Consider the following 25265-nt stretch of genomic DNA (forward strand, 5'->3'; position numbering starts at 1 on the left):
CAGCGCCGCCTTCACGCGCTCACGCCTGATGCCGCGCCGCCAGCGCCCGCTGCAGGGCGTGCTTCAGATCCTCGTAATGGACTGGCTTTAACAGCGCCTCGAACACCGACGGCACACCACTCGCGCCACTTTCGCCATTCCGCACGACCTCCGGCGCGTACGCGCTGACCACGATCACCGGCACGCCCGCCGACGGTCCGTCGCGCGTCGCGAAGTCTTCGAGAAACGTGTAGCCATCGCGCTCCGGCATGTGCAGATCGAGCAGCACCACTTCGCAGCGGTGGGTGTCGAGCCACGCGAGCGCGTCGTTGGCATTGCCGAATGCGAGCGAGTCGTAGCCCATGTGCGCGACCATTTCGCAGAGCGACTCGCGGATCAGCCGGTTATCGTCGATGATCAGCACGCACGGCTGCGCGCCGTCCGGCTCGGCTTGCTCCGCGACCTCGGCCGGCTCGACGGTTGCGACCGGCACGACCGGGATCGTCACTGTGAAGCTGGTGCCCTCGCCGACCGTGCTCGCGACATCCACCGTGCCGCCGAACAGCTTCACGAGCCCTTGCACGATCGTGAGCCCCATCCCCGCGCCTTCGAAGCGGCGCGTGCGCGACGCGTCGAGCTGCGTGAACTCCTCGAAGATCAGCGGGATCTGTTCGGACGGCACGCCCGGCCCCGTATCGCTGACGACGAAAACCAGCAGCGCCGGCTCTTGCCGCAGTTCGACGCGCACCGTGCCGGTCTCGGTGTAGCGGATCGCGTTGGTGACGAGGTTGTTGACGATCTGCCGGATGCGGTGCGGGTCCGACTCGACGAGCCCGCTCGCGCCGCTCGCCTCGCTTTCGAGCTCGAGCCCGCGCGTCCTGGCGGACATCGTGTGTTCATCGACGATCGACGCCAGCAGCTCGCGCGGCTCGAAATGCTGGCGCCGCAGTTCGAGCTTGCCGGCGCCAAGGCGCGCGTAGTCGGTCAGGTCCTTCATCTGCGCCTCGAGATGGCGCGCCGCGGTTTCGAGCCGCTGGATCACGTTGCGGTCGGCCTCCGAGTGATAGTTGAAGCCGAGCAGTTCCACCGACGAGACGATCGCATGCAACGGCGTGCGCAGTTCATGGCCGATCATGCCGAGAAACGCATCCTTCGCGAGGCTCGCCTCGCGCGCCGCGCGGCTCGCCTGATGCTCGGCTTCCAGCGCCGCGCGCTGCTGGCGCATCAGCCGCGTGCGGCGCCGGCCGTTGAGCACGAGCAGCAGCGTCGCCGCCGCCGACAGCAATAGCAGCACCAGACCGCCCGCGAACAGAATGCGGCGCTTGTCGATGAAATCGCGGTTCATCGCCTCGCGGTCGGCGACATCGGCGAAACGGCGCGACAGCGCGAGATCGTTGACCTCGCTCCAGTGCTGGCGCAGCTGCGCGTCGATCCGCGCGGCACGCGCACGGTCCCGCTGCAGTACCTCGATCTCGGGCTGGATGTCGTCGAGCACAGTCTCGAGCGTCTTGATTTCGTCGAGCTGCCGTTGCAACAGAGCGAGCTGCGCGGAGAGCCGATGCGTCGAGCCGGCCATCACGCGCAGCTTCGATTGCAGCAGTTGGAAGCGCAGCTGCAACTGCTGATAATCGTCGTCGGCACCGGACTGATACAGCAGCAGCTGGTTCTCGAAGCGCGCGTACGCGATCTGCAGTTGCGCGGCGTCCCAGTAGAAACCGTCGTAGGTACCGGTCAGTTGCTCGGTCGCGCGCGGGTTCAACAGGTTCGCATAGAGCAGATAGCCGATCGCGCCGGCGGGCGCCGCGAGCGCCATCAGCCAGATCAGCACGTTCAACACGCGCCGCCACGGACGGCGCGCTATTTGACGATGAGGGCCTTGATCTGCCATACGAATTTCGAGTCGCCGACCGCGCCAGTCAGTTCATCTGGAAAAGCGTCGCGCGGATAGATCAGAAACAGCGGCCCGAAGTCGCTGAGTTTCAGGCGCTGGCCGTTCATGCTGTACGCGACGATCACGCCGTAGCGTTCGCAGTCCGACACCGGCACGGTGTAGGTGTAGTCGTCGAACGTGTGGAGTTCGATCTGGGTGCCGTACGCGCCGACGGCCTTCAGGATGTCGGCGAGCCTGGGCCCGGTGAACGTCGAGCGCGGCGTCCAGGTGGTCGAGGTCGTGATCGTATGCACGGGCAGCGCGAGCAGTTGAGCCTCGTTGAAGTGATAGCTGCGATGCGCGGCGTCGTTGGTATTGGCGATCTTGCCCTGCACGTCGAGCGCCAGCGCCGGCGACTGCCGCGCGCCCGGCTGCGCATGCGCGCAACAGACGGAAAGCCCGACGATCAGTCCCGCCAGCCCCGTCAGCCAGCGCATCCGCCAGGGCACACCGGTTCCGCTGGCTGCGTTGCACAGCGTTGCAATCAGATTGGCCATTTGCTTTTTTTATCCGATTTCGTTGATTCGCCGGACCGCGGGCGGCGCCACGGTCAGCCGATCTCATGCCACGCGAAGTGTTGCGCCGTACCGTGCCGTCAAACGCGTGCCACCCCGACACGCGACCTTTGACCCGCATGCATAATATCGCCAAAATGCGCTGACTCAAAAACGGGGACCCGCGATGTCGCGCCAGTGCGTCAGCGCGCGCCGCGCGCGCATCCCCGCGGACCATCGCCTTCCATCGCGCCACGCGGCGCCTCGATAGTCATGAACAAGCCGGTCCTGCCTCTGACGTACGAACAGCTCGATCACTGGATCGAATCGCTGCAACCCGCGTTGCTCGCCGAGCATTTCTCGATGGCGCTCGGGATTCTGCGCGGCGGCGCGCCGCTCGCGCTGATGGTGTCGCACGCGGTCGGCGCGCCGGTCGCGTTCCTGCGCTACGACCGCCAGACGCGCGCGGTCGCATGGGATTCGACGCTGCCGATCCCGCCCGCCGGATCGAAAGTGCTGTTGTGCGAGGACATCGCGGGACGCGGTTTTACGCTCGTCGATTGCATCGCGTTTCTTCAGGCGCACGGGCTCGAAGTCAAAACCCTGACCGCCGCGGTCGATGATCTGAGCCGCGCGCAGCCCGACTACGCGATCGATGCGCGCGGCTACTTCGCCCTCTTTCCATGGGAGCGCCAGGCGTACACCGAGCGCTACCGCGACGACTGGGCGCGCGTCGAAGCCGGCGCCGCGCCCGCGATGGCCAACGACCACGAGTACGCGGCCTACGCGATCGACCTCGACGGCATCTTGCTGCCCGACGTACCGCTCGCGCGCTACGACGAGGACCTCGCCGCCGCGCTCGCCGAGCGCGACGCGCTGCTGCCGTTCGAGGTGCTGCCCGGCATCGACCTGCAGCAGGTGCGCACGATCATCACGGGCCGCCCGGAGATGGATCGCGCGCGCACCGAAGCGTGGCTCGCGCGACACGGCTTCGCTCACATGCAGTTGGCGATGCGCACGCCCGGCCTGCACGACGACAGCCCCGCCGGCGCGGCCGCGCACAAGGCGAGCGCGGCGCTGCGCGCGGGTGTCACGCACTTCGTCGAAAGCGATCCGGTGCAGGCGCTGCTGATCGCGCAGCAAGCGCCGCTGCTGCGCGTGATCTGGTGGGATGCGCTGACGCGCACGGGGATTTTGGTGAGCGCAAGGGCGTGGAGTTGAGCGCAACGTTCCTTGTGGGCGCAGCGCCCGAACGCCGCCGCTATTTGTCCTTCGCCTCGCGCAACTGCAAATGCCGCGCGGCCCGCTGCGACGCGACGACGATCAGCTTCATCGTCGCGCGCGTCGCGCCGACGAACAGCTTGCGCGCGCTGCGTTCGTCGAACGCGTCGAAGTCGATCTCGGTGAAGATCACGCACGGCGCCGCCTGCCCCTTGAAGCGGTAGATCGACTCGAACAGCACGTCGCCTTCACGATACTCCGGGTTGCCGAACAGATCGTATTTGCCGGTGAAACTGCGCAGCCGATGCGGTCCGAGATGATCGAGCGCGCTCATCGCCGAGCCCTCGCGACCGCGAAACGACAGCACCGCGATGTCCTGCTTGCGAAAACCGAGCGATAGCGCCTGCGTGATGGCGCGCTTGGTTGCGTCGATACTGCTTTCGGCGCCCTGCGCTTCGTCGTAGACCGACATCGAAACCTCGGAGCCGTCGAACGGACTGCCCGACGTCAGTGCCGCGGCCAGCGGCACCGACGCGCCCAGCACGTCGCGCAGATAATCGAGGATGTCGCGAGGACTGCGGTAATTGGTGGTTTCTCTCAGCGTGGTCCAGCCGGGCAACGAGACCGGCTCACGCATGTACAGATTCTGCAATGGGTCTTCGAGCCACCACCACGCGGCGCCCGGCCGCAGCAGCCGCTCGAGCGCGGCAAACCATGGCTGCTGGAAATCCTGCCCTTCGTCGACGATCAGTACGTCGAATTGCCAGCGCGGTTCGATCGGCGTGTCGGCGAATACGGCCTCCAGTTGATCGAACACCTGCGCCGACCGGAAATCGGGCGCGCGGCCCGCGTCGCGCGCGATCCAGTCGCAAAGCTGGTGATAGTTCGCGACTTTCGCCTCCGGCGGCGCGACCCGCGCGATGTGATCGGCGAGCGGCCGGTTGAAGCACACGTACAACGGCCGCTCGCCGCGCGCGACCGCGTCCTTCATCACCTGCACCGCGAGTTGCGTCTTGCCGGAGCCCGCCGTGCCGATCACGCGCAAACGGAACGGCGCGAATTCGAGCCGCCGGGCCCATGTCGCAAGTCCGCCCGAAAGGCGCGTGACGAGCGTGCCCGCCTGCCCGACGAGCGCGCTCGTGTCGGGCGTCAACGCGAGTTCGTCGGCGAGAAAGTGGTGGATTTTCGCCGCGCAGGGAAGCCGCGGTTCATCGGCCGGCAGTGCTTCGCGGACGATCGCCGCGAGACGCTCGCGCCGCGTAGCGTCGACGATGCGCGCGGGATTCACGCCGGCGATCGCCGCATCCTTGACGATGTGATCGGGACAGTACAGCAGTTCCTCGATGAAATAGGCGCCCGCGCCGAACGCCGCGGTAAAACGCCGGTGCAGACTCTCGATCGTATGTGCAAGCGCGATCGCGACGTTGCGCTCGGTCTGCAGATACACCTTGACGAGCCCCTTCGGCGTTTCGCGCAGAAAGCCGGTCTTCTGCTCGATGATCAGCAGGCGCCCGGCGGGACTCACGATCACGAAATCGGCCTCGCCGAACACGGAGAAGTTCTGGTTCAGGCGCGTCCAATGCACGCCGTGGTAGACGGTGTAGTCGGCGGGCAGTGCCTTTTCGAGCAGCGCGAGCGTTTCACGTTCGCGCGCCGCCGCGCCGGTCGCTTCGAGGCTCTTCCAGTCGTCGGGAACAATGCGGGCCATGCGATGCCTCAATGAGTTGGGATGCGTGTTTTCAGCGGGCAATCCGGAGTGCGGTCATTGTACGCAACGCAATGTCGGCCGGGCGGCCCGTCGCGCAAAGGCGCGCGCATCGTGTATCGTTACAGGCTGAACGCCGCGCACGCCGCGCGGCTTGCCAACCGTAAGAGAAAAGGATTTACCGGATGATTACGATCTGGGGACGCGCCAATTCGGTCAACGTCCAGAAGGTCTTGTGGTGCTGCGACGAACTCGTGCTGCCGTTCGACCGCATCGACGCGGGCCTGCAATTCGGCCGCAACAACGAACCCGACTATCTCGCGATGAACCCGACCGGCAAGATACCGACGCTGGTCGACGACGACTTCGTGCTGTGGGAATCCAACTCGATCCTGCGCTATCTGGCGATGCAATACGGCGAATCGAGCCTGCTGTATCCGGGCGAGCCGAAACTGCGCGCGAGCATTGACCGCTGGCTGGACTGGTCGCTGTCGACGCTGCAGCCAGTGGAACGTCCCGTGTTCTGGACCCTCGTGCGCACGCCCGAGGCCGAGCGCGACGCCGCCAAACTCGCCGCCGACGCGAAGGCGGTCACCGTCCTGTGGCGCCTGCTCGACACGCATCTGCAGGGCCGCTTCTTTCTCGAAGGCGACAAGTTTACGCTCGCCGATATCGTGATCGGCGCGTACGCGAAGCGCTGGTTCGGCCTCGACGGTTTGCAGCGGCCGCCGCTGCCGAATCTGGAGCGCTGGTATTCGCGTCTCACGACGCGTTCCGGGTTCAAGAAGTATGTGGATTTCCCGTTGACCTGAGCATGGCGCGGGTCGGCGGAAACGGTTCAGGTATTCGCGCGACCCGCAAACTCTTCGACCTTGCTCGCGGGGCCCGACACGATCAGCAGATCCCCCGGCACAACAACCGTGTCAGGCCCCGCGTGCTGGAACTCTTCGCCAGCGCGCCTGACGGCCATGACCATCACACCGAACGCCTCCAGAACGCCGCAATCTGCGAGCGGACGGTTGTGTGTCGGCGCCGGGGCATGAATCGCGGCGACGGCAAATCCTTCTCCGAATTCAATGTAGTCCACGATTCGGCCTGCGATCAGGTGAGCGATCCGTTCACCCATTTCCGCTTCCGGATAAACCACGTGATGCGCGCCGATGCGCTGGGCAATCTGGCCGTGTTCCGCGGTCACCGCCTTCAGCCAGATGTCCTTGATCTGAAGTTCCGTTAGGGCCATCAAGGTCATCAGGCTCGCCGACAGGTCGCTTCCAATGCCCACGATCGCATGAGGGAAGTCCGCAACACCCAATTGGCGCAGGGTATTCACGTTGGTCGAATCGGCCTGGACGGCATGCGTCAACCGGTCCGCCCATAACTGCACCTGCTGCTCGTCCCGGTCGATTCCCATCACGTCATGGCCCAGCCGAAGCAGCGACTGGGCCACGGCACAGCCGAACCGCCCCAAACCGATGACGACCACACTGTCGCCTTTCGAAAAAGAGAGCGAAATCTTGAACAGGTCAGCCAACAATTGGATGCTCCTCCGGGTAGCTATATTGCGCACGCCGCTCAACCAGCATTAACGACGTCGCAAAGGTAATGGTTCCAACCCGGCCGACGTACATCAGCGCGATGATCACGAACTGTGCCGGCGCAGGCAGATCACCGGTGATACCCATTGACAGACCGACCGTACTGAACGCCGAAATAACTTCGAAGATGACCTGATCGGTGGGGAAATCGGTGATGTGCAAAATGATCACTGTGCCAACCGTGATCATCACGGCACCCAGCGCCACCACGGTAATCGCTTGCCGCTGCGCCGACGCGCTGACACGGCGCCCAAACGCTTCGATATCGCCACGCCCGCGGATCTCTGCGATCACCAGCAAGGCCAGAATGGCGATGGTGCCGATCTTGACACCCCCTGCCGTTCCCGCGCTGCCCCCGCCAACGAACATCAGGAAGAAATGCAGGGCCCAGCTTTCATGACGCATTGCGCCGACGTCGAGCGAGTTGAAACCCGCCGTGCGCACGGATACCGAGGCGAAAGCTGCCGAAAGGAGCTTCTCTCCGAACGGCATCGGACCCAGGGTTTTCGGATTGGTCCATTCGAACAGCAGCAACGCAAGAAATCCGCCGAGCAGCAGCACCCCCGTGACCACTAAAGTGAGCCTGGTGTGCAATGAAAGCCGACGGGCACCCCGAAGTTTTTCCCGCAGATCGTACAGAACCGGAAACCCGATTCCGCCGACGACAATCGCGACCATCACCGGTACCAGCATCGACGCGTCGGCGGCATAGCGCATCAGACTGTCCGGGTGAATTGAAAAGCCCGCGTTGTTGAACGCGGAGACCGCATGGAACCATCCACTCCATGCGGCCTCGCCCCATTGGATGTTGTACCCGAGATGAAGCCTGACCGTCAGCCAGAGTGCCGTGGTCAGTTCAGTGACGAGCGTCACGACGATCACGAGGCGCGCCACGCTGCCGATGTCCCCGAGACGGAGCGTGTGCGTCTCGACCTGGGTGATCAGCTTCGCTCGCAGCGGCAAGGACCGGTTGACCATGAGTCCCAGCAAGGTGGCTGCGGTCATCATGCCGAAACCGCCAATCTGAAACAGGCCAAGGATGACCCACTGTCCAAAGCTCGACCAGTAGGTGCCCGTATCGACAACGACGAGTCCAGTCACGCAGACCGCGGAGGTAGCGGTAAAAAAAGCGCTCAGCCACGGCGTTGCCTCACCTTTGGCCTGCGACAAGGGCAACCTCAAAAGGAGCGTCCCTGCGGCAATCGTAAAGAGAAAGGCTAAGGCTACTGCCCGCGATGGGTGAAGCAGTTGTCTCATCGAGATCCCATCAAAAACATTCAGAGACTGACTGACAAAGAATAGGCATTTTTTGCCAGTAAAGACCCTATTTTTCGTTTGTTGTCAGTTGTAAGCCAAATCTGGGCAATCCCGATTCTCTCGACGCTTCGACCGGCGCGGCACTTGCATCCCCCTGCCTCTATAATCGACGCATGAAAACCGCCAAGCCCGCCGCGACCGGCCGTCCGGTCGCTCCCACACCTGCCGCCCCCGCCGCCGATGCACACGATCATCAAGCGCCTCACGATGTGCACGAGCCGTCGCACGCACATGGCCCGTCGCAGGAAGCGGCTCTCGCACTCGCCGAGGAATATTGCCGCGAACGCGGCGAAAAACTCACGCCGATCCGGCGCAAGGTGCTCGAACTGCTGCTGAACTCGGGACGCGCGACCAAGGCCTATTCGCTGCTCGACGAAATGCGCCAGATCCACGCCGGCTCGGCGCCGCCGACCGTCTATCGCGCGTTGGATTTTTTACTGTCGGTGGGGCTCGTGCATCGGATCGAATCGATCAATGCGTTCACTGTCTGCCATGATCTGACGCAATGCCAGCACGGCATTCTCGTCGTATGCCAGCAATGTGGCAGTGTCACCGAATTGCATCAACCGAAGCTGCGTCAGGCCCTCGTCGCGCAGATCGAGGACGCGGGCTATCGGCTCGCGAGCGACGAAATCGAATTGAAGGGATTGTGTGCCGCCTGTCAGGCGGCCAAAGCGGCCAGCGCGGCCGCGCCGGTGGCCGCGGCGAAATAGCGGCGCGCCACATTGGGTGCGCAACGCTGTGTGACGCGCTGCAAAGCGTCGATGGCCGTGCGCTGCTTCGAGAAACGACATCTCCCCGCCGCGCGCCGGCCTGCCCTGTCTAAAACCAGCTCCCGCGAGAGCCGCTGCGAAGCGTCGATCAACCCGCCGCGCGGGCGTCGATCGCGTCGTGCAGCAGCGTCACGAGCGCTTCGGGTAACGCGGGTTTGGTCATGAAATGCTGGAAGCCTTCGCCGATGCTGCGCAGGCGGTATGCGTCGTCGGTATGGCCGGTGAGGGCCACCGCCACCGAAGGGGAATGACCGCCGCAAATCTCGTGGTCGCGCAGCCGCTGGATCAGATAGAAGCCATCCATGGCCGGCAAGTCGAGGTCGCAGACGACCGCGTCGGGAAGCAACCGCATCGCCGCCACGACGCCCTCTTCCGCATCGGCGACCGCGCAAACCTTCGCGCCTTCCGCCTCGAGTAACAAGGTCAACGATTCCCGGCTGTCCGGGTCGTCCTCCACCAGCACGATCGTGGCCTGATCGAGCCTCATTGCTGCGTTCATCGTATGTTGTTGCTCTGAAAAACCGGTTAGGCCGTCCGAGGGGGCGGAGGTTTCACTTTGTATTTCACTTTGCTGATTGCCGCCGATTCGCGCGGCCAGGGTGTTGCTGTCCATGATTCCGACCCGATTTCGCACGCCGAGTTGCAGACTGGTCCGCGCTTGTAAAACATTGCGCAACATCTTCCCGAGTACAACGCTTGCGCACGGTAACGCGCCAAAATTGCACGTCGATGAAAAAACGGCGCTCGACGCGCACCGCGATTTAGCTGCTCAGTGTCCGCAGTTTTTCCGCGGCTCGCCGATCACCGGCACCCGATGTTCCGGCGCGGTTCGTACGAACCCCGTTCGTACGGCCTTCCCCGCCCGGTATCGATTCTGCCCTTCGTATTGTTTGCACAACGCGGCGCTGCCGTTCGTTTTGAGTCGCTCGCATCCGACGACACTGCAAGCACGTCGCATGCCTCGTTGCAGCGGTTCGCGTCACGTAAAGAAGGGCTCGGTCGCGGTTGCCGATGTCGCGCGATGAATGGCGCTGGCCTGCTAACCGGTGGTGTCGCGGCGCTATCATCGTGGGCGCGCATGCGCGCCTACCGATGCCCCCTCATCTCAACCCGAGGTCAACCGACACCATGTCCGCCACATCGCCCGCGCTTTCCGCCGCGACGCTCGACATCCTTCGTCACGTCAGCACCGCCACGCTGACCACGCAGCTATTCAAGCGCGGTCTGCGCAACACCTTCATGCAGGGCGTCGCGCCGCTCGGTCCGCGGCGCGGCGCGAATCTGGTCGGGCCGGCGTTCACGCTGCGCAACATCCCATCGCGCGAAGACATCGACGTACTGGAGCTATTCGCGGACCCTGAATACGCGCAACGCAAATGCGTCGAGACCATTGCGCCGGGCCACGTGCTCGTGCAGGATTGCCGCGGCGAGCGCGGCAGCGCGTCGTTCGGTTCGATTCTGTCGCTTCGTTTGCAGGTGCGCGGTGTTGCCGGGATGGTGTCCGACGGCCCGGTGCGCGACAGCGCGACGATCGCCGCGCTCGACATGCCGGTGTTTTGCGCCGGCGCGAGCGCGCCGCCCAATCTGATCCGCCATCACGCGGTCGATATCAACGTGCCGATCGGCTGTGGTGGAGTCGCGGTGTTTCCGGGCGACGTGATCGTCGGCGATGTGGATGGAGTTGTGGTAATTCCGCTGAAGATGGCCAGCGACGTCGCGCAAGCCGCCGCCGGACAAGAACAGCTCGAGGCGTTTCTCACCGAAAGGATTCGCGCCGGCGTCGCGCTGCCCGGCACCTATCCGCCGAACGACGAGACGAAGGCGGCGTTCGACGAGTGGAAGAAAAATCGCAAAATCTAGGGCCCTTTCAAACGACGCGGCGACCGGTGCGCCACACGGGCGCCAGTTCAATCGCCCTTGCCGGGCCCGATACCCTGCAACAGCAACGCCACCGCGTGCCGCGCAATCTCCGCACCGCCGATACTGTGGCGCAACGGATCGTTGCGCCACAGCTTCGAGGTGGCAAGCGGCAGAATCGTCATGCCGAGCAGCGTGACGAACACGAGCGCGGGTTCGAGCGATGCATTCAGGCGCCCCTCCTTCTGCCAGCGCGCGATCGCCAGCAGCGACGCCTTCTGATGCACGAAACCAAAGCGCTCATGCATGCGCTGGCGCAGCAGCCCGCCGTCGCTGATCACTTCGCGCACCCACAGCGACGCGAACCACGGGTTGTCGCTCGCGATCTGCACGAGCCGCTCCGTGAGTTGCGTGATTGCCGCGACCGGATCGTCGGGATTCTCCTGAAACGGCAGCCCGAGGCTCGCGCGCAACGGTACGAAACACTCGTCGATCAGCACATCGAGCAGTTGATCGCGCGTCTTGAAGTAGTAGTGCACCATCGCGGGCGTGAAGCCGGCCTCGCGGGCGATCTCACCCAGCGATGTCTCGACGATGCCCTGCCTCGCGAACAGCGTCAGCGCGGCGTCGAGCAAGCGCGCACGCTGCGCGGGACCGCGCGCGGCGCCCGACGGCCGGCCGGGGCGGCGGGCGGCCGATCCAGCCGGCGCGCTGCTGCCGATATTCGCGGCATGAATATCCGTTGGCGCTGCCGTGAGTTTGGGCTTCGACGCGTCGCGCTCTTTCGCGGCAATTCGCGCGGGCGGCCCCGTATCTGCCACGGCATTGTGCGCCGCGGCGTCGTCAGGCGAGATCCTTGTCATTGCATTGAATTTGACGTGAGAGGCGATGTCACATATATTAATCTCTCAGTTAATTAATTTCAACGCGTTGCCGCCATGGAACAACCCGCTACGACCCTGTCAGTCAACCCCGCGCCCGCGGCCGACCATCCGCCGATCCGGCTGCTGTTTCCGGCGCTGCTGCTGGTCATGCTGCTCGCCGCCCTGGACCAGACGATTGTCTCGACCGCGCTCCCGACCATCGTCGGCGAACTGGGCGGGCTCAATAACCTGTCGTGGGTCGTGACCGCCTACCTGCTCAGTTCGACGATCGTCGTGCCGCTGTACGGCAAGTTCGGCGACCTGTTCGGCCGCAAGATCGTGCTGCAGACGGCGATCGTCATCTTTCTCGTCGGCTCGGCGCTGTGTGGCATCGCGCAGAACATGAGCCAGCTGATCGTGCTGCGCGCGCTGCAAGGGCTCGGCGGCGGCGGCCTGCTCGTCGTGACGATGGCGGCGATCGCGGACGTGATTCCGCCCGCTGAGCGTGGCCGCTACCAGGGCGTGTTCGGCGGCATCTTCGGTCTTGCCACCGTCATCGGTCCGCTGCTCGGCGGCTTTCTGGTCGAGCACCTGACGTGGCGCTGGATCTTCTACATCAACCTGCCGCTCGGCATCCTGTCGCTCATCGTGATCGGCGCGGTGTTCAAGCCGCACGTGCGCCACGTGAAGCACACGATCGATTACATGGGTGCCGCGTTTCTCGCCGGCGCGCTGACCTGCATCATCCTGTTCACGAGTCAGGGCGGCACGATCCTGCCGTGGTCGTCGCCGCAACTGTGGTTCACGCTCGGCATGGGCCTCGCAGCGATCTGGGGATTCATTCACGAAGAACGCAGCGCGGTCGAACCGATCATGCCGCTCGGACTGTTCAAACAGCGCACGTTTCTGATCAGCAGCCTCGTGAGCTTCATCATCGGCGTATCGCTGTTCGGCTCCGTGACGTTCATTCCGCTCTATCTGCAGGTCGTGAAGGGCTCCACGCCGACGCAAGCCGGCATGCAGATGCTGCCGATGATGGGCGGCCTGTTCATCCTGTCGATGGTGACGGGCCGCGTGATCAGCAAGATCGGCAAGTACCGGCTGTTCCCGATCATGGGCACGTTCCTCGTCTCCGTGGCGATGCTGCTGCTCGCGCGCCTGCAGATCGATACGCCGATTCATGTGATGTATCTGTACATGGGTCTGCTCGGCTGCGGCCTCGGCATGGTGATGCAGGTGCTGGTCCTCGCGGTCCAGAACACCGTAGAGTTCAAGCATATGGGTGTAGCGACATCGGGCGTCACGCTGTTTCGCTCGATCGGCGGCTCGATCGGCGTGGCCGGCTTCGGCGCGGTATTCTCGAACGGCCTCGCCGGACGCCTCGAAAAGCTGATCCCGCCCGACACCGAACTTCCGCAGGCATTGGGTCCCGCAGCGATTCATCAGCTGCCCGAAGCATTGCGCAACGACTATCTGCATGCGTTCGCGGGTGCGTTGCACACCGTGTATCTGTCGGCCGCATGCGTCGTGGTGCTCGCCTTCGTGCTCGCATGGCTGCTGAAGGATCATCCGTTGCGCAAGCACTGAGCGTACTTCGACGCCTGATCGGGAAGCTGATGTAAACGCGTACCGGCAAGCGCCAGATAGCAGCTTGATCACGAGGCCGCACGCACGACGCGTCGGCCTCGTTGTTTTTTTGTCGCGCTCGCTTCATGCAGCGCGATGCTTCCGGGTACCTTCCATTTGTCGTGAAACAACAGACACATACACTCGTTTCGAATGTATGGCCAGGGTTTCTTCATACCTCCGAATGAGCGGTAGCGCACACAATCCAGGGGCCAACCGCGTTGACGTCCCCCGTGAAACGCCACATATTGGAACCCGTGGAAACGCAGCCGCTGCCTACGTCTCCACGACTTCCGGCGCATGTGGATCGTGATTCCGCGGACAAGGCTCCTGCCTCTACACGATCCGAAGCATGCCTTTACGGCATCGTTTTCCAAAGGTGGGTCCACGGCATGTCCACCCAGACAGCAACCGGCCAAACTTTCCCCACGCCCTGCAAACGCTGCGGTGGCGCACTGTACCGACAAGTCGACGCCTGCCCCTACTGTGGCGCTGCGCATCCGTTCGACCAGGACGATCCGCACATCCGCACCGGTATTCCAGGCAGCCGTGCGAGCGCCACGCACAAGCCCCTGCCCCGTTTCGACGACGAACTCGGCAGACGGGACGAGCCCGCCATCGCCGCTGCCGCGATGGCGTCCGAACCCCTGTTGCAGACCGAGCCGGTCATGCACACGGCGCTCGTGTCGACCGACACCACTATCCCACCTTACGAAGATCCGATGTATGCGCCGCCCAACACTGCGCAGACGATTTGGCGCGTGCTGTACGTGATCGGCGCGGTTGTCGCAATCGGCCTGACGTATGTCGCTTATACGCTATTCAGCGACGGCGGCGAATCGGAGGATCAAGGCGTGGAGCAGATTACGCCGGATGCCAGAACAACGACCGGCATGATCGCGCCGCTTGTGTCCGCCCCGGTGATTGCTCAAGCACAGACCATGCACGCGCCGGCCGCGGCCAAGCCTGCGCCACCGCCCGTGACCGCACTGGCGGCGAAGCCCGCGCCCGTCGTGCCCGCGGCTCCTGTCGTTCCAGCGACACCAGCCGCGCCGCCTGCCGCGCCGCCGATGGCCGCGACGCCCATGCGGCCCGCGCCGCAATTCCACGACGCCGGACAAGCATTGCAGGTCGCGAAGACAGCGTTCCGCGCGAACGATCTGTCCGCCGCCCAGGCCGCTCTCGCCGCCGCGCAAACGTTACAACCCGGAAACAGCGACGCGCAGGGTCTGGCCGATCAGATGCGGCCGCTCGTCCAGCGTCGCGATACTGCGCTACAGGCCGCGCAGGCCTGCGTCGCGCAGCAGTCGTGGCCGTGCGCGCGTCAGCATGCGAACGAGGCGCTCGCGATCGACAGCGGCAACGACGCGGCGAAAGTGATCCTCGAGCGCGTCATTCGCGAGACCGGCTGGGCGCCGCTGACTCCGCCGCATGCGGCGACGACGGATGCCGCGCCGGGCGCGCCGCTCGCGCAAGCGCAAGCGCAGGCACCGCTGCCCGTCGGCATGCAAGCGCACGGCGAACGGGTCGTGACTGCAACGAACGTCGGCGTCGTGAGAACCGCGACGCCGCGGAGCAACTAGCGCTCACGCGCGACGCGACGGTCCGAACCGGGTCCCGGAGACGCAAACTGCTGCGCCGTCGCGCAAAAACATTGCTTCGCATACCAGATCAAATGGCCGCCGTCTGTGCCGATTCGCACATTATCGTGTGTGCTCTGAGCGGAAACAGACGGAGCGACCCTGGCAGCAGTTTGAACATGACAGGGCAACCGGATCACTGGTGCTTCCACGCGCCACGCGTGAAGCGGGATCAACCTGACCGATAGGTAGAAAGATCATGCTGAAGAGACTCCTCGCGGGCTGGCTGGGCCTGGTGGTACTGGTCGTATGTTCGCTGGCCGGCGCGGAACCGGCGCACTACAAGATCGTCACCGGGCCGGAGCGCGGCACATATATCCAGATCGGCAATGACCTGTCGAAATGGGTGGCCCAGCCGGTTGGCATCGACCTCGAAGTGGTGGCGTCGAAAGGCTCGGCCGAAAACGTGCAGCGCATGCGTTTCGAGCCCGGCGTGAAGCTCGCGCTCGTGCAGTCCGACGTGTACCAGGCGTTCATCGACATGGCCAACTCGGGCAACCCCGATGCGGGCACGACGATCCGGCCGCTGCGACTGATCATGCCGCTCTACGACGAGGAAATTAACGTCGTCGTACGGGCGGATTCGCCGCTGAAAACGCTCGCCGACATCAAGGATAAGACCATCAGCGTCGGCCTGCTAGGCAGCGGCACCGCGCAGTCGGCGACGACGCTCTATCGCCTGATGTTCGGCCAGCCGATTCCGGAGCAGAACGTCGTGCATCTGAGCAACGAGGACGCGCTCGCCGCGCTGATCGTGAAGAAGATCGACGTCGCGATCATCGTGGTCGGGCAGCCGGCAAAGCTGTTCAACGACATGAAACCCGACCTGCTGTCACAGTTGCGTCTGTTGCCCGTCGATCCCAACGCGCCGGAGACGAACCGCGCGAAGCAGACCTACTTTCCGACTACGATCCACCAAAGCAGCTACCCAGGCTGGTTGAAGGAAGACGTGCCGGGTCTGACCGTCAAAGCGTTTCTGGTCACCTACGATTACGGCTTGCGCGACACAGTCAGCAATCTGAATCATTTCGCCGACTCGTTGTGCGCGAACTTCGACAATCTGCAGGAGCATGGCCATCCGAAATGGAAACAGGTGAAGCTCGAATTGCCGACGCTCGTTCGTGGGTGGAAGTACTACGGTCCGGTCGAGAAGCATCTGCGCGCGTGTCTCGCGAACCGCAGCGCGGCGATCAGCGCGGCGGCCGCGCAACCCGCGCCGAAACCGCACACGCCTTGCTCGGAAGAAGAACGGATGCTTCTGCTGTGCAAATAACGCTGTAGCGGGCGACCGCGAACGCCTGCTTCGCCTGAGTTCGTCTCAGACCCGCTCGCGCCCCGCGCCGGCCGACACCGTGCACGCTTGCATCGCCCGTTGCAATGCCTCGTACACCTTCGGGCGATTGCATTGCGACACGTTGAAACGCAGAAAGCCCGCCGCCGCTTGCGACGCGCTGAACACGTTGCCCGGCGCGAACACGACGCCCGCCGTCAGCGCATGACGGGCGATGTCGGCGGCATCGAGCGCCCCGGGCAAGCGCGCCCACACGAACAAGCCCGCGCGCGGCCGTGTCCAGATATCGAGGCCCGCATAGCCGAGACGCCTGATGGTCTCTCCCATCGCATCGGCCAGCTTCGCGCGCATCGCCTCGAGATGACGCCGATAGGTACCGTCGACGAGCATCCGATGCACGACGCTCGCCGCGAGCTGACCATTGCCGAACGATGTCGCGAGCTTCAGATCGATCAACGGCTCGACCCATTCGGCGCGTGCCGCAATATAGCCGCAGCGCACCGCCGCCGACAGCGTCTTCGAAAAGCTGCCGATCGACACGACGCGCGCGAGGCCGTCGAATGCGGCAAGGCGCGGCGCGGCTTCGTCTTCGAAGTCCGCGAAGATGTCGTCCTCGACGATCAGCAGATCGTGCTCGCCGGCGAGCTTCAGCAGCCGGTGCGCGACGGCCGGCGCGAGCGTCGCGCCGGTCGGATTGTGGATCGCCGAGTTCGTCACGTAGAGCCGCGGACGCTGCTCGACCAGAACGCGCTCGAACGCCGCGAGATCCGGTCCCTGCGGCGTGTACGGCACGCTCGCGATCCGCACGCGATGCGCGCGCAACAACGCCTGAAAATTGAAATAGCAAGGATCGTCGATCAGCACCGTGTCGCCGGGTTCGAGCAGGAAGCGGCACACGAGATCGAGCGCATGGGTGCCGCCGTCGGTCAGCAGGATCTGCTCGGGCGGCGCATCGACCCCGTGCGCGGAAAGCCGCCACGCAAGCTGCTGACGCAGCGCGGGCAAGCCCGCCGGGCTCGCGTAATCCGCGAGCAGCGATTGCGGATCACGGGCAACCGCGCGCAGCGCGCGCCGCACGCCATCTTCCGGCAACCACGAAGCCGGCATCCAGCCGCAGCCGGGCTTCAGCGCTTTCGAGCCGGTCTCCAGCGACTGCCGCGTGAGCCACAGCGGATCGACCTCGCGATCGAGCCGCGGCCCGAGATCGGCGAGCGCGAGCGGCGGCGCATGGCCCGACACGAAGAAGCCCGAGCCGCGCCGCGCGATGATCACCCCTTCCGCAACGAGACGGTCGTAGCCTTCCACCACGGTCGACTTGGACACGCCGAGCGTGTCGGTCATCGCGCGAATCGACGGCATGCGGGCGCCCGGCATCAGCGAGCGGCTCGCGATACGCTCCCGCAGATTGTTCATCACGAGGCCGACACGCGTGCCCGGCACCGTCTCGTTGTTCTCGTTTTCCGCCATCTGTACTGCTCCCATGTTCGGTACAGTTTGTACGAACTGTACTGATCTGTAGCTTAACGTTTACGGCCGCGGCGCGCACCATGAGACTCTTTCAGCGCAGGGATGTTTGCCATGGACAAAACCACCAACGGCTGGCTCAGCGGTTTCGCGGGCGTGCTGATTTTCAGCGGCTCGCTGCCGGCCACGCGGCTTGCCGTGCAGGGCCTCGATCCGGTGTTTCTGACCGTGGCGCGCGCGACGATCGCGGGCATCCTTGGTCTGCTGCTGTTGCTGGTGTTCCGCGAGACCCGCCCGGCGCGGCGCGATCTGCTGCCGCTCGTCGTGGTCGCGCTCGGCGTCGTGGTCGGCTTTCCTTTGCTGACCGCGCTCGCGCTGCGTCATGTGAGCGCCGCGCATGCGGTCGTGTTCATCGGCCTGCTGCCGCTCGCCACCGCGATCTTCGCCGTGTTGCGCGGCGGCGAGCGGCCGCAGCCGGCGTTCTGGCTGTTCTCGGCGCTCGGCAGCGCGGCGGTGGCCGCGTTCGCGCTGCGTCACGGCATCGACGCCTCGCCGCTCGGCGACGCGCTGATGCTCGCGGCGATCGTCGTGTGCGGGCTGGGCTACGCGGAAGGCGCGCGGTTGTCGCGTCATCTCGGCGGCTGGCAGGTGATTTCGTGGGCGCTCGTGCTGTCGCTGCCGTTGATGCTGCCGCTCGCATGGTGGACGCGGCCCGTGTCGTTCGACGGTGTCGGCGCCGCCGCGCTGTGGGGACTCGCGTACGTGTCGCTGTTCAGCATGCTGATCGGCTTCGTGTTCTGGTATCGCGGGCTCGCGCTCGGCGGCATCGCGGCGGTCGGCCAACTGCAGCTGCTGCAGCCGTTTTTCGGGCTGCTGCTCGCCGGCGTGCTGCTGCACGAGCAGGTACCGCCAACGATGATCATCGTCACCGTGATCGTGGTCGCCTGCGTGGCTGGCGCACGGCATTTTTCGCGCGCCGCGCCGGTGCGGCGGCCGGTCTGACGCGGCTCGACCGTCGCACGGCGAACAGACTTTTTCAGGATCGAATTGCGCGAACCGTGGATCGATCTGTCATCATTTCGCAGATTGGCACAACCAGCGCCCCGCGCTGCGTTCCGTCGTGGCCCGAGCGACTGCGCGCAAACCGGTGAGCTTCATGAACCGAGCGTCGCTGACGGCTCCTCGCCGCGCGACGCCGCGCTCGCCCAATCGCTCGAACTCGAGATCGGCGCGATCCAGCACTTGTATGAACTCGCGCGCTCGCCGGCCTTCGCGCGCGTCGCCGAGCGCATGGCGAACGCCGATGCGGTCTACATCCTCGGCATCCAATCGACGCGCGGCATCAGCAACGCGTTCTACAGCTATCTCGAATACATCCGCCCGCGCGTGTTCTATTCGGACGGCATGTCGGGTTCCTACGTCGATTCGCTGATCTCGGCGGTCGTCGAACGGCGTGGACCGGCTATCGACGAACGCGTGGCGCGTAATCGCGAGCTGCAGAGCGAGTTCGATCAATGCGATCTTTGACCCGCTTCAAATCCGCCCCGGCGACAGGCATAGTGAAGACTTCCGCCAAACTGCGCCCGCCACGACAGGACCCCGCATGAGTTCACCCCGCCCTCCGCTCGGCGCCCCGCTGATCCGCGACGCCAGCGAAGCCGACCTCCCCGCGATCCAGGCGATCTACGCGCATCACGTGCTGACCGGTGTCGCGTCGTTCGAAGAAACCCCGCCGTCCGTCGACGATCTGCGCGCGCGGCTCGCAAGCGTGCGCAGCCACGGACTGCCATATATGGTCGCGGAGATCGACGGCGACGTGGCCGGCTATTGCTATGCGACGCCGTATCGCCCGCGCGCCGCCTATCGCAACACGATCGAAGACTCGATCTACGTCAACGACGCGTATCGCGGACGCGGCATCGGACGCGTGCTGCTGCAGGCGCTGATCGAACGTTGCGAGACCGGACCGTGGCGTCAGATGATCGCGGTGATCGCCGATGGCGGCAGCGGCGGCTCACTGTCGTTGCACGCGCAACTCGGCTTCGAGCTGACCGGCACGTTGAAGGCTGTCGGCTACAAGCACGGCCGCTGGCTCGACACGACGCTGATGCAACGCCCGCTCGGCCGCGGCGCATCGACTGGGCCCGACGACGACTCGAACGCAGCAGGCGACGCCGAACGCACAACCTAACGCGCGCGCGGCAAACGCGTGAACAAGGTCGGATAGTCGATCACGAGACCATCGCTATCCACGCGCAAATTGGCGGTGAATTCGCGAAAAATGCCTTCGTAGCGGTACTCGCCATTCAACTCGATGCACGTGTAGGCCTGCTCGGCGCGCGTGACCTGCAAGTCCGGCGTCGAGATATACGCGACTTCGATCGGCTGACGTTCGCCTTGCGCCAGTTGCAGCCGACGGATCGGCAACGTATTGGTGTACGGCGTCGCCGCGATATCGATGTCGATACAGCCTTCGATCGCGCTGAGCGCGAGGCCGTGCCCGTCGTGCCAGTGGCCGTCGCCATCGCCATGCAGCTCCAGTTCGCCACCGCCGACGATCTTCAGCCGCGCGTAGCGCGTGCGCCAGCGCGCGTCGCAGCGCACCGCGTAATGCAGCCCGTACGCCTTGCCGTAGCGCTGCCCGACCACGACGCTTTCAACGGCGAAGCCATCGTCGCGCGCATCGAATACCAGATGTTCGATGCCATCGCCCTCTTCCGAAGCCCATCGTAATTCACGCATCGGCGTCTCCTCGCCAAACGGCGCAGGAAAGCGCGCCGGGCTCTCATCGTAACGCGAAAGCCCGCGCGCGAGGCAATCCCAACCCAGATCTGGCACCGCTGGCGAGACCAGCGCCTGCGATGCATCAAAATGAAGCATCCAAAAAAAAGCTGCGCACGTAATGTGCGCAGCTTTGCGAGACTGACGACGCGAAAAAAAACGCGTCGATGTGGCGGCAAAACAACGTGCCGCCACGTATTCAGTAACTGTTTAGAACTTGTGGATGATACCCACGCCAACCGCGGTCTGGCTGCGCGACGAGGACGGCGAACCGTTCTGGCCGTCACCGATGCTTGCCACTGCGTTGATGATGGACTTGCCGTTGCCCGACAGCGTCTGGCCGCTAGCGCGCTGATACGCTTCGAGTGCGTACAGGCCGGTGCGTTTGGACAGCGAGTAGTACTGCGACAGGTTGAACTGGCTGTAGCTAGCCGTGCTCTGAATGCCGTTCGACGACGTTGCACGGGTGTAGCTATAGCCAGCGGCCAGGTCCAGCACCGAGATCGGCTTCCAGTGCAGCACTGCGCCACCGGTATTCCAGATCTGCGTGTCGTGGAACAGCGAAGCCTGGCCCGCAGCGTATTGAACGTTCGAGTATGCGAACGAAACGTCCCACTGCGAGTTGAACGCGTAACCACCCGTCACCGCAATGCGCTGCTGCTTCGCTGCGGTCTGGAAGCCGTTGTTGATTGCCGAGACGGACGGCTGCGAGCCGTTGTTCGACGCCGTGGAATTCCACGCGGGGGTGCCAACGGTCGCCGCGTTGTCAATGCGCTGGATACCTGCCGCGAGACCGATCGGGCCGTTCAGGTACTGTGCCGCAACGCTCCAGGTTTGGCCGGCTGCGAAGCTGCCCGCGTTGCCGCCCAGTGCGTACGAACCGCTAACCGTCAGACCGGCAAAGCTCGGCGACGTATAAACCAGTTGGTTGTTCACCCGGAACGTCGTATCCAGCGAGTCGATATCACCCGGATGCGCACCGTATGCACCGGTCAGCCACGTGGTCGGGCTATACGGCGAGAGCAGCGTGTAGTACGAGGTGTACCCGCGGCCTGCCGTCACCGTACCGAACTGAGCGTTCGTCAGACCGACCCATGCCTGGCGGTTGAATGCCAGACCCGACACACTTTGCGCGCCAGTTGCGCTGTTAAAGCCTTCTTCCAACTGGAAAATCGTCTTCGTGCCGCCACCCAGATCTTCCGAGCCCTTCAAACCGAAACGGCTGCCTGCCCAGATGCCGTTGATCATCTTGACCTGCGAGTTGCCAGCGACGGTCTGCGGTTTCGCCGCCGTGGTCAGCGACGCCGAGCTGTTCTGCCAACCCAGGCCCGTATCGACGATACCGTAAAGCGTCACGCTGCTTTGCGCATGTGCGCCCAGGGCGACCAACCCCAAGGCAGAAGCTAAGAGAGTCTTTTTCATTGTTACTCCTCTGTTAAAAACTTTCTAATGCGGCCTATGCGAGCGCCGCTGAGTGTGGGTAAGACGTTTTATTTGGATCAGAACACCGGGTGACCGTTGATGATGCTCGGCAACCAGGTCGAGAACCACGGGACATAGGTGACAATATTGATGGCCGAGAAGATAGCGAGGTAATACGGCCAAGCCACCTTAGTAGTTTCCCCTATCGACACATTGCCAATTGCGCAACCAATGAACTGCACCGAGCCAATCGGCGGATGCACGAGACCCAATGCGCAGTTCAGCAGAATCATGATGCCGAACTGAACCGGGCCCACCCCGTTGTGCATGGCCATCGGCAGGAACAGCGGGGTCGTGATCAGGATGTGCGCCGCCATGTCGACGAACGTACCGAGGAACACCTGAATCACGTTGATGTACAACAACATCAGCCACGGCAGCGAGGTCGCGCCGTCGAGCATGCGCTCGATCGCCTCCGGGATCTCCAGATAGGCCATCTGGTAGCGCAGCATGTTCGACACACCGATCAGCAGCAGCACCACGCCGGTCGTTTTCGCGGCCTTGCCGAGCGCATGGCCGAGCTTCTTCATCGACAGCGAGCGATACACGACGATGGTCAATATCAGCGAATAACCCACGGCGATTGCGGCCGCCTCCGTCGCGGTGGCGATACCGCGCGCCACGCAGAACAGAATGATCGCGATGACCATCAGACCCGGCACCGCGCCGATGAACGTGCGCAGCACCGCCATCCAGCCCGGGAAACGCTGCAGTTCGGTCGAACCGTCGGGACGGCGCGGGTAGCCGAACTTGACGGCCTGCCAGTAAGCGGCGATCAGCACGAGGCCCATCACCCACAGCACCGGCAACAGACCCGAGAACAGCAGATCGCCGATCGACACGCCGCTCATCTGCTTGCCGTTCAGCACGCCGCTCACGCCTTGCGCGGCGAACGCGTAGATGATCATGTTGGTCGACGTCGGCATCAGCGCGCCGGCGAGCGACGAGTGCGTGGTCACGTTGACCGCGTATGCGGCGCTATAACCTTCGCGCTTCATCAGCGGGATCACGACGCCGCCCATGGCCGACGTATCCGCGGTCGGCGAACCCGACACGCCGCCGAACAGCGTACAGGCGACCACGTTGGCCATGCCGAGGCCACCGCGGAAATGGCCGACCGAGGCCTGCGCGAAACGCAGGATGCGGTCAGCGATGCCGCCGTGGAGCATCAGCTCGCCGGAGAAGATGAAGAACGGGACCGCGAGGAACGAGAAACCGTTCATGCCCGAGATCATCGACTGCATCGCGGTCGCGGTCGGCAAGCCTTCGAACAGGTACGTCAGAACGCAGGACAGGCCCAACGCGAATGAAACCGGAACCCCGAGGAAGAGGAAGATTAGAAAACTGGCGGTAAGAAGGGCAAGTTCCATGATGGTTCTACTTTTATTCCGTGGCGGAGAGTTCGAGCGCCGGCTCTTCCCGTTTCCCCGCGAAGAGTTCGAGCAGATGCTCGATCGAGAACAACGCGATGCACACACTCGCGAAGATCGGGATGCAGTAGCGCACGCCTTCCGGCACGCCGATGATCGGAATGCGGTCGCCCATCGTGGTTTCCGCCATCTCGAGGCAACCGACGAAGACCGCCACCGCGAAAGCGACCAGACACAGGTGCTGAATCCCTTTCGCGATCACCTGGCCTTTCTCGGGCAATTTCTTGACGAGCGAGTCGAGTCCGATGTGACCGCCCTCGCGAACCTTCAGCGCGGCGCCGAACATCGCGATCAGGATCACCAGCAGCAATGCGATGGGCTCAACGAAATCGGGCGCGTCGCTAAACACGTAGCGCATCACCACGCTATAAATCACGAGCAGGCAAAGCACGGCGAGGCTAAGCGACGCCACGACCAGCAGCACGCGAAAAAGAAAATCATTTGGGCGTTTCAGGAAACTCATGACCCTGTCCTTGCTTACGACCGACCTATGCTTGAGATTCAGCCGTCCCGATGCGACACGATCCGCACGCGCGCGCGAAATCGCGCGGCGGAAGGTCTCGCGAGTTTCCTCGCGGGACCATTCACGCCGCTGTTGCGACAAGCGTTGCTATTGCTGATTGCGTCCGGGACGCGTGACTTACTTGATTGCTTCGATCTCGTCGACGATCTGCTTCATTTGCGGGGTCTTTTCATACTTCGCCCACACAGGCTGCATCACCTTCACGAAAGCCGCGCGGTCGATCTGCGAAGCCGCGATGACCGTTGCGCCACCCTTCGTGACGGCCTTCTGTGCGTCGGCTTCGCGCGCGGTCCACAGCTTCTCGTAGTAAGGCACCGAGTCAGCCGCGGCCTTCTTGATGATCTGCTGCTCTTGCGGCGACAGCGTGTCCCACACCTTCTTCGAGAACACCAGCACTTCAGGCGTCATCGAATGCTGGGTCTCCGAGTAGATCTGAGCGACTTCGAAGTGTTTGGTTTCTTCGTACGACGGCAGGTTGTTTTCGGCGCCGTCGACGAGGCCGGTCTTCAGGCCCGTATAGACTTCCGAGAACGGCATCGGGGTCGGCGTGCCGCCCATTGCCTTGATTTCGTCGACCATCAGGTCGGACGGCTGCACGCGGACCTTCAGCCCCTTCATGTCAGCCGGCGACTTGATCGCCTTCTTCGCGTACATCGAGCGTGCGCCGCTCTCGTAGAACGTCAGTGCGATCATGCCCTTCGCGGTGAAGGCGTCGAGGATCTTCTGGCCTTCCGGACCGTACATGACCTTGCGGAAATGGTCGACGTCGCGGAACAGGAACGGCAGCGACGGGATCATCGATTCCGGCACGATTTCGTTGAACGCAGCACCGTTGGCACGGGCCATGTCGAGCGCGCCGATACGGACCTGGTCGATCGTGTCGTTTTCCGAACCGAGCGCGCTGTTGCCGAACACCTTCACGGAGTCCTTGCCGCCGGTCGCCTTGCTGATCTCCTCGCCCATGTACTTCACGGCCATGTTGGTCGGGAAGGTGTCGCCGTGCACATCGGCGACGCGGAACACGCGCGCTTCAGCCGACATCGTGCTGAACGCCAACGCCGCGGCCGCGACGATCATCGAAACATGGGAAGAGGCAAACTTCTTGTTCATCGTGACATTCCTTGAAAAATAGACCATCCCAGCAACAGCGGATGTGACATGGTTTTGACGCGTCTCCGGCTTCACGCTCACTGCCTTCGCAGGTGCGGGCGTTGGCCGTACTGGCTGTGCGACTTCCCCGGCACAGTTGACCCAGCACTCCAGTCGACAACTCGACTACTTACTTCAATCACGC

The 25265-nt window shown here is 64.0% G+C and carries 22 protein-coding genes and 1 pseudogene; 10 read left to right on the forward strand and 13 right to left on the reverse strand.

The genetic code is table 11. The annotated features are described in order from the left end of the window. Nucleotides 1–19: 19 nt before the first annotated feature. Complete coding sequence (locus OKW26_RS13045; RefSeq protein WP_429353862.1) at nucleotides 20–1867, reverse strand: ATP-binding response regulator; 1848 nt, start codon at nucleotides 1865–1867, stop codon at nucleotides 20–22. Beyond that, nucleotides 1837–2406 (reverse strand): molybdopterin-dependent oxidoreductase, encoded by a 570-nt coding sequence (locus OKW26_RS13050; protein WP_429353863.1) that lies wholly within the window; start codon nucleotides 2404–2406, stop codon nucleotides 1837–1839. Before OKW26_RS13050 ends, OKW26_RS13045 begins: the two co-directional genes overlap by 31 nt. A gap of 270 nt (nucleotides 2407–2676) precedes the next feature. Between OKW26_RS13050 and OKW26_RS13055 the strand changes: the two genes are divergently transcribed. After that, nucleotides 2677–3624, forward strand: a complete 948-nt coding sequence (locus tag OKW26_RS13055) for a phosphoribosyltransferase (protein ID WP_429353864.1) — start codon at nucleotides 2677–2679, stop codon at nucleotides 3622–3624. A 40-nt stretch (nucleotides 3625–3664) separates the two neighbouring features. Here the strand turns inward: OKW26_RS13055 and OKW26_RS13060 are convergent, their stop codons facing one another. Then, on the reverse strand, nucleotides 3665–5332 hold the full coding sequence (locus tag OKW26_RS13060) for an ATP-binding domain-containing protein (protein ID WP_429353865.1): 1668 nt from the start codon (nucleotides 5330–5332) through the stop codon (nucleotides 3665–3667). 182 nt (nucleotides 5333–5514) lie between these two features. Here OKW26_RS13060 and OKW26_RS13065 point away from each other — a divergent pair, with 182 nt between their 5' ends. Continuing rightward, nucleotides 5515–6141 carry a glutathione S-transferase family protein gene (locus OKW26_RS13065; RefSeq protein ID WP_429353866.1) on the forward strand — a complete coding sequence of 209 codons (627 nt, stop codon included), beginning with the start codon at nucleotides 5515–5517 and terminating at the stop codon, nucleotides 6139–6141. 26 nt (nucleotides 6142–6167) lie between these two features. Here the strand turns inward: OKW26_RS13065 and OKW26_RS13070 are convergent, their stop codons facing one another. Next, nucleotides 6168–6863 (reverse strand): potassium channel family protein, encoded by a 696-nt coding sequence (locus OKW26_RS13070; protein WP_429353867.1) that lies wholly within the window; start codon nucleotides 6861–6863, stop codon nucleotides 6168–6170. Beyond that, on the reverse strand, nucleotides 6853–8094 hold the full coding sequence (locus OKW26_RS13075) for a TrkH family potassium uptake protein (protein ID WP_429353868.1): 1242 nt from the start codon (nucleotides 8092–8094) through the stop codon (nucleotides 6853–6855). The genes OKW26_RS13070 and OKW26_RS13075 overlap by 11 nt, the downstream gene beginning before the upstream one ends. Before the next feature lie 260 nt (nucleotides 8095–8354). Between OKW26_RS13075 and OKW26_RS13080 the strand changes: the two genes are divergently transcribed. Beyond that, entirely contained in the window at nucleotides 8355–8954 is a 600-nt protein-coding gene (locus OKW26_RS13080) for a Fur family transcriptional regulator (RefSeq protein WP_429353869.1), read from the forward strand. A gap of 148 nt (nucleotides 8955–9102) precedes the next feature. Here OKW26_RS13080 and OKW26_RS13085 read toward each other — a convergent pair whose 3' ends face one another. Continuing rightward, entirely contained in the window at nucleotides 9103–9627 is a 525-nt protein-coding gene (locus OKW26_RS13085; RefSeq protein WP_184067100.1) for a response regulator, read from the reverse strand. 515 nt (nucleotides 9628–10142) lie between these two features. Here OKW26_RS13085 and OKW26_RS13090 point away from each other — a divergent pair. Next, complete coding sequence (locus OKW26_RS13090) at nucleotides 10143–10874, forward strand: ribonuclease activity regulator RraA (protein ID WP_429353870.1); 732 nt, start codon at nucleotides 10143–10145, stop codon at nucleotides 10872–10874. Nucleotides 10875–10921: 47 nt separating this feature from the next. Here OKW26_RS13090 and OKW26_RS13095 read toward each other — a convergent pair whose 3' ends face one another. Continuing rightward, on the reverse strand, nucleotides 10922–11734 hold the full coding sequence (locus OKW26_RS13095) for a TetR/AcrR family transcriptional regulator (protein ID WP_429353871.1): 813 nt from the start codon (nucleotides 11732–11734) through the stop codon (nucleotides 10922–10924). 75 nt (nucleotides 11735–11809) lie between these two features. Between OKW26_RS13095 and OKW26_RS13100 the strand changes: the two genes are divergently transcribed. The 3 genes from OKW26_RS13100 to OKW26_RS13110 all read left to right on the forward strand — a co-directional run bounded on the left by OKW26_RS13100 (nucleotide 11810) and on the right by OKW26_RS13110 (nucleotide 16273). After that, entirely contained in the window at nucleotides 11810–13321 is a 1512-nt protein-coding gene (locus OKW26_RS13100) for an MDR family MFS transporter (protein ID WP_429353872.1), read from the forward strand. A gap of 431 nt (nucleotides 13322–13752) precedes the next feature. Continuing rightward, the gene (locus OKW26_RS13105; protein ID WP_429353873.1) at nucleotides 13753–14943 is read left to right on the forward strand and encodes a hypothetical protein; all 1191 of its coding nucleotides are present in this window, start codon (nucleotides 13753–13755) and stop codon (nucleotides 14941–14943) included. A gap of 256 nt (nucleotides 14944–15199) precedes the next feature. Then, nucleotides 15200–16273: a TAXI family TRAP transporter solute-binding subunit gene (locus tag OKW26_RS13110; RefSeq protein WP_184067085.1), complete on the forward strand. Its 1074-nt coding sequence runs from the start codon at nucleotides 15200–15202 to the stop codon at nucleotides 16271–16273. Nucleotides 16274–16318: 45 nt separating this feature from the next. On the opposite strand, the gene OKW26_RS13115 is transcribed toward OKW26_RS13110, so the two are convergent. Next, complete coding sequence (locus tag OKW26_RS13115; protein WP_429353874.1) at nucleotides 16319–17758, reverse strand: PLP-dependent aminotransferase family protein; 1440 nt, start codon at nucleotides 17756–17758, stop codon at nucleotides 16319–16321. A 111-nt stretch (nucleotides 17759–17869) separates the two neighbouring features. Between OKW26_RS13115 and OKW26_RS13120 the strand changes: the two genes are divergently transcribed. From OKW26_RS13120 to OKW26_RS13130, 3 genes and pseudogenes are all read left to right on the forward strand, one after another. Further along, nucleotides 17870–18757: a DMT family transporter gene (locus OKW26_RS13120; protein WP_429353875.1), complete on the forward strand. Its 888-nt coding sequence runs from the start codon at nucleotides 17870–17872 to the stop codon at nucleotides 18755–18757. Between the two features lie 156 nt (nucleotides 18758–18913). Then, nucleotides 18914–19282 (forward strand): annotated as a pseudogene (locus tag OKW26_RS13125) (hypothetical protein); the annotation flags it as partial. 76 nt (nucleotides 19283–19358) lie between these two features. Beyond that, nucleotides 19359–19946, forward strand: a complete 588-nt coding sequence (locus OKW26_RS13130) for an N-acetyltransferase family protein (RefSeq protein ID WP_429353876.1) — start codon at nucleotides 19359–19361, stop codon at nucleotides 19944–19946. Here OKW26_RS13130 and OKW26_RS13135 read toward each other — a convergent pair. The 5 genes from OKW26_RS13135 to OKW26_RS13155 form a co-directional block, all read right to left on the reverse strand. Next, on the reverse strand, nucleotides 19943–20497 hold the full coding sequence (locus OKW26_RS13135) for a putative glycolipid-binding domain-containing protein (protein ID WP_026225863.1): 555 nt from the start codon (nucleotides 20495–20497) through the stop codon (nucleotides 19943–19945). The two genes, OKW26_RS13130 and OKW26_RS13135, sit on opposite strands and share 4 nt — an antisense overlap. A 249-nt stretch (nucleotides 20498–20746) precedes the next feature. Beyond that, complete coding sequence (locus OKW26_RS13140) at nucleotides 20747–21958, reverse strand: porin (RefSeq protein ID WP_184067077.1); 1212 nt, start codon at nucleotides 21956–21958, stop codon at nucleotides 20747–20749. A gap of 77 nt (nucleotides 21959–22035) precedes the next feature. After that, nucleotides 22036–23388, reverse strand: coding sequence for a TRAP transporter large permease (locus OKW26_RS13145; RefSeq protein ID WP_429353877.1), 1353 nt, complete (start codon nucleotides 23386–23388; stop codon nucleotides 22036–22038). 13 nt (nucleotides 23389–23401) lie between these two features. Then, on the reverse strand, nucleotides 23402–23911 hold the full coding sequence (locus tag OKW26_RS13150; protein ID WP_035470962.1) for a TRAP transporter small permease: 510 nt from the start codon (nucleotides 23909–23911) through the stop codon (nucleotides 23402–23404). Between the two features lie 177 nt (nucleotides 23912–24088). Further along, nucleotides 24089–25081 (reverse strand): TRAP transporter substrate-binding protein, encoded by a 993-nt coding sequence (locus OKW26_RS13155; protein WP_090806078.1) that lies wholly within the window; start codon nucleotides 25079–25081, stop codon nucleotides 24089–24091. Between the last annotated feature and the right edge of the window lie 184 nt (nucleotides 25082–25265).

The organism is Paraburkholderia sp. 32 (assembly GCF_050435345.1).
In the GTDB taxonomy this organism is placed as follows: Bacteria; Pseudomonadota; Gammaproteobacteria; order Burkholderiales; family Burkholderiaceae; genus Paraburkholderia; species Paraburkholderia tuberum.

Coding starts and splice junctions, on each gene's coding strand:
- OKW26_RS13045 (WP_429353862.1), bottom strand. CDS start 1,867: ATGGCAGATCAAGGCCCTCATCGTCAAATAGCGCGCCGTCCGTGGCGG.
- OKW26_RS13050 (WP_429353863.1), bottom strand. CDS start 2,406: ATGGCCAATCTGATTGCAACGCTGTGCAACGCAGCCAGCGGAACCGGT.
- OKW26_RS13055 (WP_429353864.1), top strand. CDS start 2,677: ATGAACAAGCCGGTCCTGCCTCTGACGTACGAACAGCTCGATCACTGG.
- OKW26_RS13060 (WP_429353865.1), bottom strand. CDS start 5,332: ATGGCCCGCATTGTTCCCGACGACTGGAAGAGCCTCGAAGCGACCGGC.
- OKW26_RS13065 (WP_429353866.1), top strand. CDS start 5,515: ATGATTACGATCTGGGGACGCGCCAATTCGGTCAACGTCCAGAAGGTC.
- OKW26_RS13080 (WP_429353869.1), top strand. CDS start 8,355: ATGAAAACCGCCAAGCCCGCCGCGACCGGCCGTCCGGTCGCTCCCACA.
- OKW26_RS13085 (WP_184067100.1), bottom strand. CDS start 9,627: ATGGACAGCAACACCCTGGCCGCGCGAATCGGCGGCAATCAGCAAAGT.
- OKW26_RS13090 (WP_429353870.1), top strand. CDS start 10,143: ATGTCCGCCACATCGCCCGCGCTTTCCGCCGCGACGCTCGACATCCTT.
- OKW26_RS13095 (WP_429353871.1), bottom strand. CDS start 11,734: ATGACAAGGATCTCGCCTGACGACGCCGCGGCGCACAATGCCGTGGCA.
- OKW26_RS13100 (WP_429353872.1), top strand. CDS start 11,810: ATGGAACAACCCGCTACGACCCTGTCAGTCAACCCCGCGCCCGCGGCC.
- OKW26_RS13105 (WP_429353873.1), top strand. CDS start 13,753: ATGTCCACCCAGACAGCAACCGGCCAAACTTTCCCCACGCCCTGCAAA.
- OKW26_RS13110 (WP_184067085.1), top strand. CDS start 15,200: ATGCTGAAGAGACTCCTCGCGGGCTGGCTGGGCCTGGTGGTACTGGTC.
- OKW26_RS13115 (WP_429353874.1), bottom strand. CDS start 17,758: ATGGCGGAAAACGAGAACAACGAGACGGTGCCGGGCACGCGTGTCGGC.
- OKW26_RS13120 (WP_429353875.1), top strand. CDS start 17,870: ATGGACAAAACCACCAACGGCTGGCTCAGCGGTTTCGCGGGCGTGCTG.
- OKW26_RS13130 (WP_429353876.1), top strand. CDS start 19,359: ATGAGTTCACCCCGCCCTCCGCTCGGCGCCCCGCTGATCCGCGACGCC.
- OKW26_RS13135 (WP_026225863.1), bottom strand. CDS start 20,497: ATGCGTGAATTACGATGGGCTTCGGAAGAGGGCGATGGCATCGAACAT.
- OKW26_RS13140 (WP_184067077.1), bottom strand. CDS start 21,958: ATGAAAAAGACTCTCTTAGCTTCTGCCTTGGGGTTGGTCGCCCTGGGC.
- OKW26_RS13145 (WP_429353877.1), bottom strand. CDS start 23,388: ATGGAACTTGCCCTTCTTACCGCCAGTTTTCTAATCTTCCTCTTCCTC.
- OKW26_RS13150 (WP_035470962.1), bottom strand. CDS start 23,911: ATGAGTTTCCTGAAACGCCCAAATGATTTTCTTTTTCGCGTGCTGCTG.
- OKW26_RS13155 (WP_090806078.1), bottom strand. CDS start 25,081: ATGAACAAGAAGTTTGCCTCTTCCCATGTTTCGATGATCGTCGCGGCC.